Genomic DNA, 15,239 nt, shown 5'->3' on the forward strand with positions numbered 1-15,239 from the left:
ACGATGGAGGTTGTCATCGCTCCGGCGCGGGAGCTGGCGGTGCTGGCGGCGGACGCGGTCGAGGTGCTGCTGCGTGGTGGGCAGGCGGTGCTGGGGCTGGCCACGGGGTCGAGTCCGTTGCAGGTGTACGACGAGCTGGTGCGGCGCCACGAGGTCGAGGGGTTGTCGTTCGCGCGGGCGCGGGGGTTCATGCTCGACGAGTACGTGGGGCTGGCGGGTGATCATCCGCAGCGTTACCGCAACGTGGTGGCCAGCGAGATCGCCGAGCGGGTCGAGTGGCCCGCCGATCAGGTGCACGGCCCGGACGGGCTGGCCGAGGACGTGGTGGCGGCGTGCGCCGCCTATGAGGAGGCGATCGCCGCGGCGGGGGGTGTGGACCTGCAGCTGCTGGGGATCGGGACCGACGGGCACATCGGGTTCAACGAGCCGGGTTCGTCGCTGGCCTCGCGGACCCGGATCAAGACGTTGACCGAGCAGACGCGGCTGGACAACGCGCGGTTCTTCGACGACGACGTGGCCCAGGTGCCGCGGCACTGCCTGACCCAGGGGTTGGGCACGATCATGGAGGCCCGCCACCTGGTGCTGCTGGCCACGGGTCGGCACAAGGCCGAGGCGGTGCACCAGCTCGTGGAGGGGCCGGTCTCGGCGATGTGGCCCGCCACGGTGATGCAGTGGCACCCGCACGCCACGGTCCTGGTCGACGAGGCCGCCGCCTCTCGCCTCCAGCTCGCCGGCTACTACCGCCAGACCTACGCCTCCAAGCCCACCTGGCAAGGGCTGTAGCGGTCGTGCGCGCCGTCGGTGTCGGTGGCCGGCACGTAGGATGGACGCCATGAGCGAGCCCCTCTCCTCCCCTCCCTCGCAGCCTGCCGCAGCGCCTTCGCAGGACACCGGATCGGGTACCAGCGTCCTCGAGCGCCCCGACACGCGGGAGCAGTCCGCGGAACCGGGCGACCACGAGCGCTTCGCGCACTACGTGCGCAAGGAGAAGATCATGCAGTCGGCGATGTCCGGCAAGCCGGTGATCGCCCTCTGCGGCAAGGTGTGGGTCCCGGGACGTGACCCCTCGAAGTTCCCCGTGTGCCCCATCTGCAAGGAGATCTACGACGGACTGCGGGAACCGCAGGACGGCGACGGCGACTCCGAGAAGTGAGCGCGCCGCTCCCCGAGCCCGAGTCCGTCGATCTCTTCGCAGCCGTCTCCGAACCGCAGGAGGCGGCCAAGCCGCTGCCGCAGTCGCCGTCGGTGGCGGCGGCGTCCCAGCTCAGCCCGGCGTTCCCGCGCCGGGCACCGTGGGGCACGGCGTCCAACCTGCGCGCCTGGCAGGCCGAGGCGCTCGAGCTGTACCACGAGCGTTCGCCCCGGGACTTCCTGGCGGTCGCGACCCCGGGAGCCGGCAAGACGACCTTCGCGCTGCGGGTCGCCACCGAGCTGCTGGACGCCGGGACCGTGCGCCGCGTGACCGTCGTCGCGCCCACCGAGCACCTCAAGCACCAGTGGGCGGACGCCGCCGCTCGCGTGGGCATCCGCATCGACCCGTCGTTCAAGAACTCCCAGGGCCGCCACGGGTCCCACTACGACGGCGTCGCGCTGACCTATGCCCAGGTGGCGGCCAAGCCGGCCCTGCACCGGGCGCGGACGCAGGCTGCCCGGACGCTCGTCATCCTGGACGAGGTGCACCACGGCGGCGACGCGCTGAGCTGGGGCGACGCCGTCCGGGACGCGTTCGAGGACGCCACCCGGCGCCTCGCGCTGACGGGCACGCCGTTCCGCAGCGACACCGCCTCGATCCCGTTCGTCACGTACGAGGCGGACCACGAGGGGATCCGGCGCTCCCGGGCGGACTACACCTACGGCTACGGCGAGGCGCTGCGGGACCACGTCGTGCGGCCGGTGCTGTTCATGACCTACTCGGGTGAGATGCGCTGGCGCACGCGGGCGGGCGACGAGGTCGCGGCGCGGCTCGGCGAGGCCATGACCAAGGACATGCACGCCCAGGCCTGGCGTACGGCGCTGGACCCGAACGGCGAGTGGATCCCGTCCGTGCTCGCCGCGGCGGACAAGCGCCTCACGGAGGTGCGCCGCGCGGTGCCCGACGCCGGGGGACTGGTCATCGCGTCCGACCAGACGGACGCCCGCGCGTACGCCGGGCACCTGGCCCGCGTGACGGGCCAGAGCCCGACCGTGGTGCTCAGCGACGACGACGGCGCGAGCGCGCGCATCGACGAGTTCGCGGCGGGCACGCAACGCTGGATGGTGGCGGTGCGGATGGTCTCGGAGGGCGTGGACGTGCCGCGCCTCGCCGTCGGCGTCTACGCCACCAGCACCTCGACGCCGCTGTTCTTCGCCCAGGCGGTGGGCCGGTTCGTCCGGGCCCGCAAGCGCGGCGAGACGGCGTCGATCTTCGTGCCCAGCGTGCCGCTGCTCCTCGAGCTGGCCAACGGCATGGAGATCGAGCGCGACCATGCGCTGGACCGCCCTCGGACCGCCGAGGAGCAGGGCATCGAGTACGACCCGGAGGCCGCGCTGCTCGCCGCGGCCAACTCCGAGGAGAAGGCCTCGGGGGAGCTCACGGGCTCCTTCGAGGCGCTCGAGGCGCAGGCCTCGTTCGACCGCGTCCTGTTCGACGGCGGCGAGTTCGGCACCGGCGGCGAGGTCGGGTCGGCGGCCGAGCAGGACTTCCTCGGCATCCCCGGTCTGCTCGACGCCGACCAGGTCACCACGCTGCTGCGCCAGCACCAGGCCGCCCAGGCGAGCGGACGCTCCGGGGCGCCGTCGTCCGAGGCGGCGCTGGAGCAGTCCGAGCAGGAGCACCGCCGCGCGGCCGCGCTGCGCAAGGAGCTGTCCAAGCTCGTCTCGGCGTGGGCGCGCAAGTCCGGGCGACCGCACGGGTCGGTGCACACCGAGCTCCGGCGTCGCTGCGGCGGGCCGGAGGTGCCCCTGGCGACGGCGGACCAGCTCACCGAGCGGGTCGAGATGGTGCGCGGCTGGTTCGTGGGCAAGAAGTAGGGTCGCCCGTCTCGATCCGCACTGCTGGGTGTAGGGCGGGCGCCGTGCCGGTCAGCCGAGCTGACGTCGCCGCCCGGCGCGCCCGTGGTGGACGGCGCCGCCCGCAGGAGCGCCGGAACGAGAGATCCGGCCTCAGATTGAACGTTAAACGATTCGGTTCTACCGGTCGCACCGGTCGTCGGGCAGGATGTTAGCGATCACAAAGTGGGGCCACGACGACGTCGCCCCGAACCAGGAGGAGTGAAGGATGAAGAGGTCCAGAGTCCGCCTCGCACTGGGAATGGCCGCCGCGCTGGCGCTGGCACCAGTGCTCGCGGCACAGACCGAGGCGCCCGCCGTCGCCGACGACGGTGGCAACCTCGTGAGCAACGGAGACATGGAGGACGGCACGAACGGCTGGACGTCCTTCGGCTCCGGATCCGTGGACCCGGGCTGGTACCCCGTCCACTCGGGAAGCATGGCCCTGCGGTACACGGGACGGACCGCGTCCTGGAACGGCCCGGCCCAGGACGTCACGGCCGCCGTGTCGAACGGCGCGACCTACTCCACGAGCGCCTGGATGCGCACGGAGACCGGGACCCCCGACGCCAAGGTGACGTTGAGCGTCACGGCCGGCGGCACCACCGACTACCTCACGCTCGCGCAGAGCACCGTCAGCCCCGGATCCTGGACGGAGCTCACCGGCGAGACCACCGTCTCCTGGACGGGAGCGCTCGAGTCCGCGACCCTCTACGTCGAGACGACCGGCGGCACCGACGACTTCCGCATCGACGACGTCGAGGTCCTCGGCGAGAGCGGCGACGGCAACGACGACGGCGGCTCCTCGTGCGACCTCCCGTCGTCGTACAGCTGGACGTCGTCAGGACCGCTCGCTCAGCCAGGCTCCGGGTGGGCGTCGCTCAAGGACTTCACCACCGCCCCGTACGACGGCGGTCACCTCGTCTACGCCACGACCCACGACTTCGGAGACTCGTGGGGATCGATGAACTTCGACGTCTTCGGTGACTGGTCCCAGATGGGGTCGGCGGGCCAGAACGGCATGCAGTCCTCGACCGTGGCGCCGTCGCTGTTCTACTTCGAGCCGGACGACACGTGGGTCCTCGCCTACCAGTGGGGCGCGTGGCCGTTCATCTACCGCACGTCGGACGACCCGACGAACGCCAACGGCTGGTCGCAACCGAGCGCCCTGTTCACCGGGTCCATCCAGAACTCCGGCACCGGGCCGATCGACCAGGCGCTGATCGCCGACGACACCCACATGTACCTGTTCTTCGCCGGCGACAACGGCAACATCTACCGCTCGCAGATGCCGATCGGTGACTTCCCGGGCAACTTCGGGTCGTCGTACGACGTCGTCATGAGCGACACCACGAACAACCTGTTCGAGGCCGTCCAGGTCTACAAGGTCGACGGCTCGGACCAGTACCTCATGATCGTCGAGGCGATCGGTGCGAACGGCCGCTACTTCCGCTCGTTCACGGCCGACAGCCTCGACGGGCAGTGGACGCCCCAGGCCGCGACGGAGTCCGACCCGTTCGCCGGGCGGGCGAACAGCGGCGCCACGTGGACCGACGACATCAGCCACGGCGAGCTCATCCGCACCAGCGCCGACCAGACGATGACGGTCGACCCGTGCAACCTGCAGCTGCTCTACCAGGGCCGTGACCCCGGCTCCGACGGTGTGGACTACGGGCTGCTCCCGTACCGCCCGGGCCTGCTGACGCTGCAGAACTGAGGTACTCGCGCCGCGCCGTGCCGGCCGGCCCCGCCCCGGTCCCGGACGCTCACCACCCAGGTGGGCGAGGGATCGGGGCGGGGGCTGCGCTCCGCCCGTTCGCGCACGGCCGCGGCTCAGAGCTGCCAGGTGACCGTCGGGACCGCCGCGTCGCCGTGGGACAGCCGCCGTGCCCCGCGCGGCAGCTCCGCGCGGGACGTCCGGTGCTGGGTGGCGGCGTTGGCCACGCCGTAGGCACCGACCCAGCGCGAGTCCACCGCGCCGTCGGTCACCAGCGGCACGTGCAGCCGCCGCAGCCGGCCGTCCTCGTCGCCGCCCTCGCTGCCGTCCGGCTCCCACGTGACGACCTCCTCGTCGCGGCCGGTGACCAGCACCTCCTCGACGGCGCGGCCGTCGCCGTCGAGCCGGCGTGCCGCGGCCTTGCGGCCGCCGCGGCTGGACTTGCTCGCCGAGGCCTTCTCCACCGGCTGCATCCGCCCCGCGCCGTCGGTACGAGCCACCAGCTTGTAGACCATGCCGCAGGTCGGGGCGCCCGAACCTGTCACCAGCGAGGTGCCGACGCCGTAGACGTCCACCGGCGCGGCAGCCAGGCCCGCGATCGCGTGCTCGTCCAGGTCCGACGTGACCACGATCTTGGTGTCCCGGGCGCCCAGGGCGTCGAGCTGCTCGCGCACCTCGACCGCGAGCGCCCCCAGGTCGCCGGAGTCGAGCCGGACGGCGCCGAGCCCCGTGCCCGCGGCCTCGATCGCACGGTCCACGCCGCGCGGCACGTCGTAGGTGTCGACCAGGAGCGTGGTGCCGGGTCCGAACGCCTCGACCTGGGAGGCGAAGGCCGCGACCTCGTCGTCGTGCAGCAGCGTGAAGGAGTGCGCGGCGGTACCGATGGTGTCGAGGCCGTAGCGGAAGCCGGCCTCGAGGTTGCTCGTGCCGGCGAACCCGGCGACGACGGCGGCGCGCGCGGCGGCGACGCCGGCCTGCTCGTGGGTGCGGCGCGAGCCCATCTCGAGCACGGGGCGGTCGACGGCGGCGCTCGTCATCCGCGACGCGGCCGAGGCGATGGCCGAGTCATGGTTGAGGATCGCCAGGACGAGGGTCTCCAGGAGCACCGCCTCGGCGAAGGTGCCCTCCACCTGCAGCACCGGCGACTGGGGGAAGAACGTCTCGCCCTCGGGGTAGCCCGTGATCGTCCCGGTGAAGCGGTACCCGCGCAGGAAGTCGAGGGTCCGGTCGTCGACGACGCCGGCGCGTTCGAGGTAGGCGAGCTCGGTCTCGCCGAACCGGAACGCGGGCAGCGCCTCGAGGACCCGGCCGGTGCCGGCGAGGACGCCGTACCGGCGGCCCGCGGGCAGGCGGCGCGTGAACACCTCGAAGACGCAGTGCCGGTGCGCCGTGCCGTCGGCGAGCGCCGCCTGCAGCATCGTCAGCTCGTACCGGTCGGTCAGGAGCGCGAGCGAGGGTCGCAGCGTCGGCAGCGGTGCGGCCGGCAGCGACAGCGGAGAGGCGAGGGACTCGGGCGCGGAGGCGCCGTTGCCCCGGTTCGCGTCGTTCATGCCCCTACCGTATGGTGCGGCGGGCTCGGGAGCAGCATGAGCACCTACGCTGGTGCCGTGGTGATGACGAGCGCGGCGACGCAGGAGGACACCCGCACCGAGGAGGCGTCCCGGCTGGCGGACCCGTGGGTGACGATCGTGTGGAACGACCCGGTCAACCTCATGAGCTACGTCGCCTACGTCTTCGAGAGCTACTTCGGCTATCCGGAGGCCAAGGCCCACCAGCTGATGATGCAGGTGCACTCCGAGGGTCGGGCGGTGGTCTCGACCGGTCCGCGGGAGCGGATGGAGGTGGACGTGCAGGCGATGCACGGCTTCGGGCTGTGGGCCACGCTGCAGCAGTCCGGCGCGCCGGGGGAGGGCGCATGACGCCGTTCCGCTCGACCCCGGCCGGGTTCGTCGCCCGCTGGGAGCCGGTCGAGCGTGAGGTGCTGGCGCGGGTCGCCCGGGACGTCGCCGGCCTGCTGCGTGCCGACGCCGGTCTCCCCGACGACGTGACGGACGCCGGCGTGGCGTTCACCGGGGTGGCTCGCGTCCCGCGGGACCCGGCGGTGCAGCGGCTCCTGCCGGACGCCCACCGCGAGGACGCGGACGTCGCCGCCGAGTTCCGCCACCTGACGCAGACGGACCTCGCGGCGGGGAAGGTCGCCCGCCTCCTCGCGTTCGCCGACGCGGTGGCCGACGACGGCGGTACGGACGACGCGCCGTCCGACGGTCAGGTGGTGGTCGCCCGCGAGGCGGCCCAGGACTTCGCCGGCGCGCTCACCGACGTCCGGCTGGTGCTCGGTGAACGGCTGGGGCTCGACGACGACGCCGACGTCGAGCACCTGCACCACGAGGTGCTCACGGGACTGGGGATCGTGGACGACGCGGACACCGCGGACCCGGACGAGACGGACGCCGCCGGCCTGGACGCCGAGCAGCGCTCCTACTGGGGCGGGGTGTTCGTGGCGGCCGGGTTCGCCCAGGAGTCCCTCATGGACGAGATGCTGGCCGAGCTGCGGGCCCGCGGCCGAGGCGCCGGCGAGTGACCCTGTGGCCCTCACCACGCGTGTCACGGGTCACGAACCCGGTGCTCAGCGCCCTGCGCGGTTAGGCTGCCAGCCGTGAACGACGCCCCCATCGGGATCTTCGACAGCGGGGTGGGCGGTCTGACGGTCGCCCGCTCGGTGCTCGACCAGCTCCCGCACGAGCAGCTGCACTACATCGGCGACACGGCCAACGGCCCGTACGGGCCCAAGCCGCTCGCCGCCGTGCGCGCGATGGCGCTCGCGGTCATGGACCGGCTCGTCGACGACGGCGTGAAGATGCTCGTCATCGCGTGCAACTCCGCCTCGGCGGTCGCGCTGCGCGACGCACGCGAGCGGTACACCGTGCGCCGCGGCATCCCCGTGGTCGAGGTGATCCTGCCGGCCGCCCGCCGCGCCGTCGTCGCCTCCCGCTCCGGACGCATCGGCGTCATCGGCACCAAGGCGACGGTGGACTCCCTGGCCTACGACGACGCGTTCGCCGTCACCCCGGGCCTGCAGCTCACGAGCAAGGCGTGCCCGGAGTTCGTCCGACTGGTCGAGGAGGGGACGACGTCCGGCCCCGAGGTGCTGGAGATCGCCGCGGAGTACCTCGGGCCCGTCAAGGCCGCCGGCGTGGACACCCTGGTGCTGGGCTGCACCCACTACCCGTTGCTGACGGGCCCGATCTCCTACGTCATGGGCCAGGACGTCACGCTGGTGTCCTCGGCGGAGGAGACCGCCATGGACGTCTACCGCAAGCTGGTGGAGCACGACCTGGAGCGTCCCCTCGACGCGCCGGCGCCCGTGCACCGGTTCGCCACCACGGGGCACCCGGAACAGTTCGAGCAGCTCGCCCGGCGGTTCCTCGGGCCGGAGGTCGCTCTCGTGGAGGCGGCATGAGGCTCGTACCCGTCGGGGTGTCCGGCTCCCTGCCCGGCCCGGAGTCGCCCGCCTCCTGCTACCTGGTCCAGGCGCACGACGGCGAGCGGTGGTGGAGCCTGGTGCTCGACCTCGGCTCGGGCGCGCTCGGCCCGCTGCAGCGTCACGTCGACCCGTTGGACGTGGACGCCGTCGGGATCTCGCACCTGCACCCCGACCACTGCGCCGACCTCTCCGGGCTGTACGTCTACCTGCGGTACCACCCCGAGCGGGGCTCGCACCGCACCGGCCGGCCGCGCCACCTGGTGGTCCACGGGCCGTCGACGACGCGCGAGCGTGCGGCGGCCATGTACGGCCTGGAGAGCGGCGAGACCATGGACGCCGAGTACGCGTTCCGGACGTGGCAGCCCGGCGTGCCGGTGCAGGTCGGCCCGCTGACGGTGGAGCCGTTCGTGGTCAACCACCCCGTCGAGGCGTACGGCATGCGGGTGACCGGCCCGTCGTCGGACCGCCCGGGGGAGCGGGCGACCCTCGTGTTCTCCGGGGACACGGACCACTGCGACCGGTTGGTCGAGGCCTCGCGCGGGGCCGACCTGCTGCTGTGCGAGGCGGCGTTCCTCGAGGGCCGGGACGACGGCGTCGACGGGATCCACCTGACCGGGCGGCGTGCCGGGAAGGTGGCGGCGAAGGCCGGGGCCGGACGCCTGCTGCTGACGCACCTGACGGTGTGGACCGACTCCGCGCAGACCCTGGCCGAGGCGCGCGAGGAGTACGACGGGCCGCTGGACGTGGCCCGCCCAGGAACGGTCTACGAGCTCTGATGCCGGTGCAGGAGCGCCGCGTCTGGCCCGCCGCCGTCGCCGACGCGGTGTGCGTGCTCGTGTTCGCCGTCGTGGGCACCGCGAACCACGCCTCGGGCGGGTCGGTGGCGCACCTGCTCGCCGTGGTGGCGCCGTTCGCCGTCGGCCTGGTGGTCGGCTGGGTGGCGAGTCGCGCCTGGCGCGCGCCGGCGCGGCTCTGGCCGACGGGGGTGGTGGTCTGGTTCGCGACCGTGGCGCTGGGGCTCGTGCTGCGACCGCTGGTGGTGGGCGGGTTCGCCTGGTCGTTCGCCCTGGTGACGGCGGGCTTCCTCGGCGCGACGATGCTCGGCTGGCGGCTGCTCGTCACTCTCGTCCAGCGCCGCTGAACGTCCAGCCCCACCGAAAGTTGTGGGCGCGATTTCTGGCCCGATGTGTCCCTTTTGACCAGGTATTCGGCCCAGAAATCGCGCCCACAACCGTCGCCGGTGCGGGTGGATCAGTGGGCGGCGGCGATCTGTGCGGCCAGTGCCCGGAACGCCTTGCCGCGATGGCTGATCGCGTTCTTCTCCTCCGGGCTCAGCTCGGCCGACGTGCGCGTGCCGGGCCGGCCGTCCGGCCCCGGGCCCTGCTCGGCCGGGACCAGGATCGGGTCGTAGCCGAACCCGTTGACGCCGCGGGGCTCGTGGACCAGCACGCCCGGCATCTCGCCGAGGCACACCTCCTCGCGGCCGTCCGGGGTGACCAGCGCCGCCGCACAGACGAACGCCGCGCCCCGGTGCGCGTCCCGGACGTCACCGAGCTGGGCGAGCAGCAGGCCGAGGTTGGCGACGTCGTCGCCGTGCCGGCCCGCCCACCGCGCCGAGAAGATGCCCGGGGCCCCGCCGAGCACGTCGACGCTCAGCCCCGAGTCGTCGGCCACGGCGGGCAGACCGGTCGCCGCGGCCAGCGCCCGCGCCTTGATCAGTGCGTTCTCCGCGAACGTCACCCCGTCCTCGACGGGCTCGGTTGCGCCGAGGTCGCCCGCGGTGACGACCGCGTCGTCCGGCAGGGCGTCGAGGCCGGGCTGCGCCCGCAGGATCGCGAGCAGCTCGCGCAGCTTCTTGCGGTTGTGGGTGGCCAGGACGATCCGGGCCGCCGGGGGGACGGCGACAGGGCTGGTCACCGTGCTCAGAGCTCCTGGGCGAGCGCCGCCTGCTGCAGCGCCGTCAGCTCGGCGGTGCCGGCCGTGGCGAGGTCGAGCAGAGCGTCCAGCTCGCCGCGGTGGAACGGGACGCCCTCGGCGGTGCCCTGGACCTCCACGAAGGAGCCGGACCCGGTGGTCACCACGTTCATGTCGGTCTCCGCGCGCACGTCCTCGACGTAGGGCAGGTCGAGCATGGGTACCCCGTCGATGATGCCGACGCTCACGGCCGCGACCGAGTCGGTGAGCACCTGCTTGCCGCCCTTGACGTGCCCGTGCCGGGTGCCCCAGGCGACGGCGTCGACCAGCGCGAGGTAGGCGCCCGTGATGGCTGCGGTGCGGGTCCCGCCGTCGGCCTGGAGCACGTCGCAGTCGAGCACGATGGTGTTCTCGCCCAGCGCCGTCACGTCGACGACGGCGCGCAGCGACCGGCCGATGAGGCGCGAGATCTCGTGGGTGCGCCCGCCGATCTTGCCCTTGACGGACTCGCGCTGGCTGCGGGAGTTGGTGGCGCGGGGGAGCATCGCGTACTCCGCGGTGACCCAGCCCTCGCCGGAGCCCTTCTTCCAGCGCGGCACGCCCTCGGTGAACGAGGCGGTGCACAGCACGCGGGTCTTGCCGAACTCCACGAGCACCGAGCCCTCGGCGTTCTCGCTCCATCCACGGGTGAAGGTCACGGGGCGGAGCTGGTCGGGCGTGCGGCCGTCAGAACGAGGGGAAGTCATGCGCCTCACCCTATCCGGGCCGCCGAATGTCGAGGTTCAGCCCGCAACGGGCCCGCAATACGGTCCGGACCATGACACTCGGCGACAGAGGGTCACATGCCGAAGCGGCGGCGCAGCTCGCGCGCGTGGCGCCGCGAGACCTCCACGCGCGAGCGCTGCCGATCCGCCATGACCACCACGAGAGCGCCCTGGAAGTCAGGGACCAGCTCACGCACGTGGTCGAGGTTCACCAGGTACGACCGGTGCGCCCGGAAGAAGTGCCCGCGCAGCCGACGCTCCAGCTCGTTGAGCGACATGGTCACCAGCAGTCGCTCCTCGGCAAGCTTCAGGTAGGAGTACCCGCGCGCCGCGCTGGCGTAGACGATCGAGCCGCCGTCGACCAGCACCGTGCGCCCGTCCTTCTGCACCGGGATGCGCACCAGCGGCTCGACGTCGCCCCGCGGCGCCGAGTCGGCGGTGCCGGCCGACCCCGCACCGGCCGCCGGGGCCACCGCACCCGGGCTCGCGCCGTCCGACGGCGGAGCGGACCCCGCGCTGGCAGGCGTGGCTCCCGCCGGTGTGCCGTCGTCGGGCCGCAGCGCGCGCTCCAGCGCACGCCGCAGCCGGTCCGCGTCGAACGGCTTGAGGAGGTAGTCCGCCGCGGCGAGGTCGAACGCGTCGACGGCATGGTCCGGGTAGGCCGTGGTGAAGATGACCTTCGGCGGGTCGGGTTGCCGGCGCAGCGCGGCGGCGACCTCCAGGCCGGACCCCCCGGGCATGCGGACGTCGAGCAGCACCAGGTCGTAGTCGAGCGACCCCAGGAGGAGCAGCGCCTCCTCGCCGTTGGTGGCCTCGCCCACCACCTGGACCTGCCCGACCTCCTCGAGCAGGAAGCGCAGCTCGGCCCGGGCCGGGGCCTCGTCGTCCACGATCAGTGCCTTGGGTCGCACGGGCGTCACCTTAGCGGGATCCGGAGATCCACGGTGGTCCCCTTGCCCGGCGTGGACGCGACGTCGAACGAGTACCGGTCCCCGAACAGGGAGTCGAGCCGCTGGGAGATGTTCCACAGGCCGACGCCGGAGTGCCGCGGGTCGGTGTCGCCCGGACGCTGACCGGCCAGCAGCCTGTCCAGGACCTCCGGGGCCATGCCCGCGCCGTCGTCGCTCACCCGGATCGACGTGGTGCGCGTCAACGGGTCCACGCGGGCACGCAGGTGCACCGTGCCGCCCGTGACCGAGTCCGCGATCCCGTGCTTGACGGCGTTCTCCACGATGGGCTGGATCACCAGCACGGGCACGCGCGACGTCAGCACCTGCGGATCGAGGTCGTAGCGCACCCGCAGGCGGTCGCCGAACCGCGCCTGCTCCAGCGAGACGTACGTCCGCACGAAGAAGTACTCCTGGCTGAACTCCGCGAAGTGACCGTCCTGGCGCACCGCGTAGCGGAAGAAGTCGCTCAGGCGCAGCAGCAGCTCGCGGGACTCCTCCGGGTCGGTGCGCGACTTCGAGGCGATCGTGTTGAGGATGTTGAACAGGAAGTGCGGGTTGATCTGCGCCCGCAGGGCGTCCAGCTTGGCGTCCGACGCGAGGTGGCGCTCGCGGTCCATCTCCGCGAGCTCGAGGTGCAGCGAGAGCATCGAGGCCATGTCGTCGACGAGCACGCGCGGCGCCGGCTCGTCGTGGACCCGGTAGACCTTCAGCGTGCCGACCACGCGATCAGCCACGGCCAGCGGGGCGACGACGGCGGTACGCAGGGGGCAGCCCGGCTCGGGGCAGCCGATCCCGTCCCGGGCGTGCACGACGACGGTGCGCTTCTTGCCGAGCGCGAGGCGCGAGACCCGGGTCTGCAGCGTCCCGCCCACGTGATGGTGGTCGGATCCCGGCCCGACGAACGCCAGCACCTGCGCCGTGTCCGTGATGGCGATGGCGTCGCCGCCCAGCAGCGGGCGGATCAGCTGGGCGGTGCGTCGGGCGGCGTCGGGCGTGAGGCCGTTGCGCAGGGGCATCGACCGGCCCGCGGCGGCGATGGTGAGCCCGTCGCGCACCCCCCGAGGGTCCTGGGGCCGGCGGGCGGGACGCCACGACCGGCCGTGGGCGGCGGGGCCGGCGAGCGAGCCGCCACGGGGCCCGCGCAGCGCGGACGGGTAGCCGAGAACGACGACGGTGCTCACCACGAGGCCGGACGCCAGGGTCGGCAGGACGCCGAGCGGGGGAGCGACGAGCACCTGCGTGACCAGGTAGACCGCCGCCCACGCCGCGACGAGCACGCCCGCCAGCAGCCGGCTACCCCCGCGCACGTCGGGTCCTCCGTGCGCCGCGCCGGCGCCGGTTCTCGGCCACGACGAGCCGGGCCAGCCGCTCGGCGTGCCGGTCGGCGGCCGTGCCGTGCATGATGACCCACGACTTCTCCACGTCCGGCGGCGGCGTGGTGCGCAGGGAGACCAGCACGGTGACGGCGGCGGCCAGCGGGGCCGCGACGAGCGTCGGGGTGACCAGCGCGTCCCGCAGCAGGCCGCCGTCCGCGAACAGTCCCGCGGCCAGCATCCCCACCGCGACGGTCATGCCCGTGAGCATGCCGGAGACTGCGCCGCGCGCGGTCGTGCGCGGCCACCAGATCGCCAGCAGGAAGACGGGCGTCAGCGCCGAACCCGCCACGGCGAACGCCCACGTGACCATGGTCGCGACGATCGAGGGCGTGGCGGCCACGAAGGTCTCGGGGCGCAGCGCCAGGCCCAGGCAGGCGGCGGCGCAGGCCGTGAGCAGCGTGGTGATCCGCCCGGCCAGGACGGCCTGACGCTGCGTGGCCCGCGGGTTGATGTGCCGCTCGTAGACGTCGTGGCCCCAGGACGCTGCGGCGGCCAGGAGAAGCCCCGCGATGGTCGACATGACCGCGATGAGCGCTCCCGCGGCGACCACGCCCAGCCCTGCGTCACCGCCGTAGATCCGCCCCAGCACGGGCAGCGCGTGCTCGGGGACGAGCAGCACCCCGTCGACGGTGAGCTCCGCGAGCCACGGATGGTCCGCGACGGCGGTCGGCACGATCTCGCGGGCCGCCGTCCCGAGCATGACCGCCAGCGAGTAGAAGAGTCCGGCCAGGCACAGCACCCACACGGTGGTGGTGCGTGCGGCCGCCCCGGTCGGGGACGTGAAGTAGCGGTTCATGACGTGCGGCAGCCCGGCGGTGCCCATCGCGAGGGTCACGATGAGCGCGAACTGGCCGAGACCGCCGTAGCGGGCACCGGGCTGGCCGAAGACCGCGGCGTCGCCCGGGTGCAGCGCGTTCTGCTCGGTGGCCAGGACGCCGTCGTCGGCCGGGTTCACCAGCGGTGCGGTCGACAGGTCGGAGACGGCGTCGCCGTAGTGGAACCCCTCGCCCAGCACGGTCGCGGCGAGCCAGACGAGGGCACCCAGCAGCAGCAGGAACTGCACCGCCTGCGTCCAGGTGGTCCCGCGCATGCCGCCGAACGCGACGAGCCCCGTGACCACCGCCGTGGAGACCAGGATCCCGGTCGCGTACGGCGAGAGACCGAGGATCCCGGACCCGACGAGGAGCTCCCACGTGATGCCCGACCCGACGGCCTGCGGCACGAGGTAGGACAGGATGACGAGCTGGACCACGCCGACGGCCACGAGCCGCACCTTCTCCGAGCCCAGGCGGCGCCCGAGGAAGTCCGGGATGGAGAACTCGCCGAACCGGCGCAGCGGTGCCGCGACGAAGAGCAGCACGGGGACGAACCCGGCGGCGAACCCGACGGCGTACCAGGCGCCGTCGAGCCCGGTCGCGTAGACGGCGGCGGCCACCCCGAGGAACGACGCCGCCGAGAAGTAGTCGCCACAGATGGCCCACGCGTTGGTCGCGATGCCGACGCGCTGGCCGGCGAGGTAGAAGTCGACGGTGGACGCGCCGCGAGGGCGCATGACGACGGCGACCACGGTCAGCAGGACGAGAACCGCCGCGAGGATCAGTGCGCTGGGCCCGGTCACGGGAGGTCACCGGGGGGTTCGTCGGCGGCGGAGAAGCCGTCGTCGCGCGTGTCGTCGAGCATGCGGTGCTCGACCGCCGACATCAGGCGCGCCACCGCGACCCCGAGGACGGCGAAGAAGAGGTAGAGGCCGAACGCCGCGACGAGGAAGCCGGGGCTCATCCCGCCGACCAGGCGCGCCTCCGACCACCAGTCCGACGTCAGCGAGAGCACCGGGAAGGCCGCGACGGCCAGCAGGAACACGACGAAGTAGCCCACTGCCACGCGCCGCAGCGTGCGGAAGGTGGCGTCGACCTCCGCAGGCGTGTGCCGGGCACCGACGTCGTCGTCCATGGACGAGCACCTTACGGAGCGCGGGCCCCGGGGGCCAGTGCCGCCCCGGGTCATGCC

General features: G+C 73.2%; 16 protein-coding genes. 9 read left to right on the forward strand and 7 right to left on the reverse strand.

Annotated elements, in window-relative coordinates:
• The first annotated feature begins 3 nt into the window (after positions 1-3).
• The 4 genes from nagB (at position 4) to ACH5HR_RS08755 (ending at position 4,744) form a co-directional block, all read left to right on the forward strand.
• Positions 4-783 (forward strand): glucosamine-6-phosphate deaminase, encoded by a 780-nt coding sequence (nagB, locus tag ACH5HR_RS08740; RefSeq protein WP_402376196.1) that lies wholly within the window; start codon positions 4-6, stop codon positions 781-783.
• 49 nt (positions 784-832) lie between these two features.
• Entirely contained in the window at positions 833-1,153 is a 321-nt protein-coding gene (locus tag ACH5HR_RS08745; protein ID WP_402376197.1) for a DUF3039 domain-containing protein, read from the forward strand.
• A 74-nt stretch (positions 1,154-1,227) separates the two neighbouring features.
• Positions 1,228-3,009, forward strand: a complete 1,782-nt coding sequence (locus tag ACH5HR_RS08750) for a DEAD/DEAH box helicase (RefSeq protein WP_402376374.1) — start codon at positions 1,228-1,230, stop codon at positions 3,007-3,009.
• 247 nt (positions 3,010-3,256) lie between these two features.
• Positions 3,257-4,744, forward strand: coding sequence for a non-reducing end alpha-L-arabinofuranosidase family hydrolase (locus ACH5HR_RS08755; protein WP_402376200.1), 1,488 nt, complete (start codon positions 3,257-3,259; stop codon positions 4,742-4,744).
• A 116-nt stretch (positions 4,745-4,860) separates the two neighbouring features.
• Here ACH5HR_RS08755 and ACH5HR_RS08760 read toward each other — a convergent pair whose 3' ends face one another.
• The gene (locus tag ACH5HR_RS08760; RefSeq protein ID WP_416477423.1) at positions 4,861-6,294 is read right to left on the reverse strand and encodes a nicotinate phosphoribosyltransferase; all 1,434 of its coding nucleotides are present in this window, start codon (positions 6,292-6,294) and stop codon (positions 4,861-4,863) included.
• 63 nt (positions 6,295-6,357) lie between these two features.
• Between ACH5HR_RS08760 and clpS the strand changes: the two genes are divergently transcribed.
• The 5 genes from clpS (at position 6,358) to ACH5HR_RS08785 (ending at position 9,369) form a co-directional block, all read left to right on the forward strand.
• On the forward strand, positions 6,358-6,663 hold the full coding sequence (gene clpS / locus ACH5HR_RS08765; protein WP_416477503.1) for an ATP-dependent Clp protease adapter ClpS: 306 nt from the start codon (positions 6,358-6,360) through the stop codon (positions 6,661-6,663).
• Positions 6,660-7,325 (forward strand): DUF2017 family protein, encoded by a 666-nt coding sequence (locus tag ACH5HR_RS08770; RefSeq protein WP_416477425.1) that lies wholly within the window; start codon positions 6,660-6,662, stop codon positions 7,323-7,325. Before clpS ends, ACH5HR_RS08770 begins: the two co-directional genes overlap by 4 nt.
• Positions 7,326-7,400: 75 nt before the next feature.
• Positions 7,401-8,204, forward strand: a complete 804-nt coding sequence (gene murI / locus ACH5HR_RS08775; protein ID WP_402376209.1) for a glutamate racemase — start codon at positions 7,401-7,403, stop codon at positions 8,202-8,204.
• Positions 8,201-9,004 (forward strand): MBL fold metallo-hydrolase, encoded by an 804-nt coding sequence (locus ACH5HR_RS08780; RefSeq protein WP_416477427.1) that lies wholly within the window; start codon positions 8,201-8,203, stop codon positions 9,002-9,004. Before murI ends, ACH5HR_RS08780 begins: the two co-directional genes overlap by 4 nt.
• The gene (locus ACH5HR_RS08785; RefSeq protein ID WP_416477429.1) at positions 9,004-9,369 is read left to right on the forward strand and encodes a DUF3054 domain-containing protein; all 366 of its coding nucleotides are present in this window, start codon (positions 9,004-9,006) and stop codon (positions 9,367-9,369) included. Before ACH5HR_RS08780 ends, ACH5HR_RS08785 begins: the two co-directional genes overlap by 1 nt.
• A 110-nt stretch (positions 9,370-9,479) precedes the next feature.
• Here the strand turns inward: ACH5HR_RS08785 and rdgB are convergent, their stop codons facing one another.
• From rdgB to ACH5HR_RS08815, 6 genes are all read right to left on the reverse strand, one after another.
• On the reverse strand, positions 9,480-10,145 hold the full coding sequence (rdgB, locus tag ACH5HR_RS08790; RefSeq protein ID WP_416477431.1) for an RdgB/HAM1 family non-canonical purine NTP pyrophosphatase: 666 nt from the start codon (positions 10,143-10,145) through the stop codon (positions 9,480-9,482).
• 5 nt (positions 10,146-10,150) lie between these two features.
• Positions 10,151-10,888, reverse strand: coding sequence for a ribonuclease PH (rph, locus tag ACH5HR_RS08795; protein WP_416477433.1), 738 nt, complete (start codon positions 10,886-10,888; stop codon positions 10,151-10,153).
• A gap of 92 nt (positions 10,889-10,980) precedes the next feature.
• The gene (locus tag ACH5HR_RS08800) at positions 10,981-11,817 is read right to left on the reverse strand and encodes a LytR/AlgR family response regulator transcription factor (RefSeq protein ID WP_402376222.1); all 837 of its coding nucleotides are present in this window, start codon (positions 11,815-11,817) and stop codon (positions 10,981-10,983) included.
• 5 nt (positions 11,818-11,822) lie between these two features.
• Positions 11,823-13,163: a sensor histidine kinase gene (locus tag ACH5HR_RS08805; RefSeq protein WP_416477435.1), complete on the reverse strand. Its 1,341-nt coding sequence runs from the start codon at positions 13,161-13,163 to the stop codon at positions 11,823-11,825.
• Positions 13,150-14,850 (reverse strand): sodium/solute symporter, encoded by a 1,701-nt coding sequence (locus ACH5HR_RS08810; RefSeq protein ID WP_416477437.1) that lies wholly within the window; start codon positions 14,848-14,850, stop codon positions 13,150-13,152. The genes ACH5HR_RS08805 and ACH5HR_RS08810 overlap by 14 nt, the downstream gene beginning before the upstream one ends.
• Positions 14,847-15,182, reverse strand: a complete 336-nt coding sequence (locus ACH5HR_RS08815) for a hypothetical protein (RefSeq protein ID WP_402376228.1) — start codon at positions 15,180-15,182, stop codon at positions 14,847-14,849. The genes ACH5HR_RS08810 and ACH5HR_RS08815 overlap by 4 nt, the downstream gene beginning before the upstream one ends.
• Positions 15,183-15,239: the final 57 nt, after the last annotated feature.

Origin of the sequence: Isoptericola maris (genome assembly GCF_048065335.1) — a bacterium.
Classification (GTDB): Bacteria; Actinomycetota; Actinomycetes; order Actinomycetales; family Cellulomonadaceae; genus Isoptericola; species Isoptericola rhizosphaerae.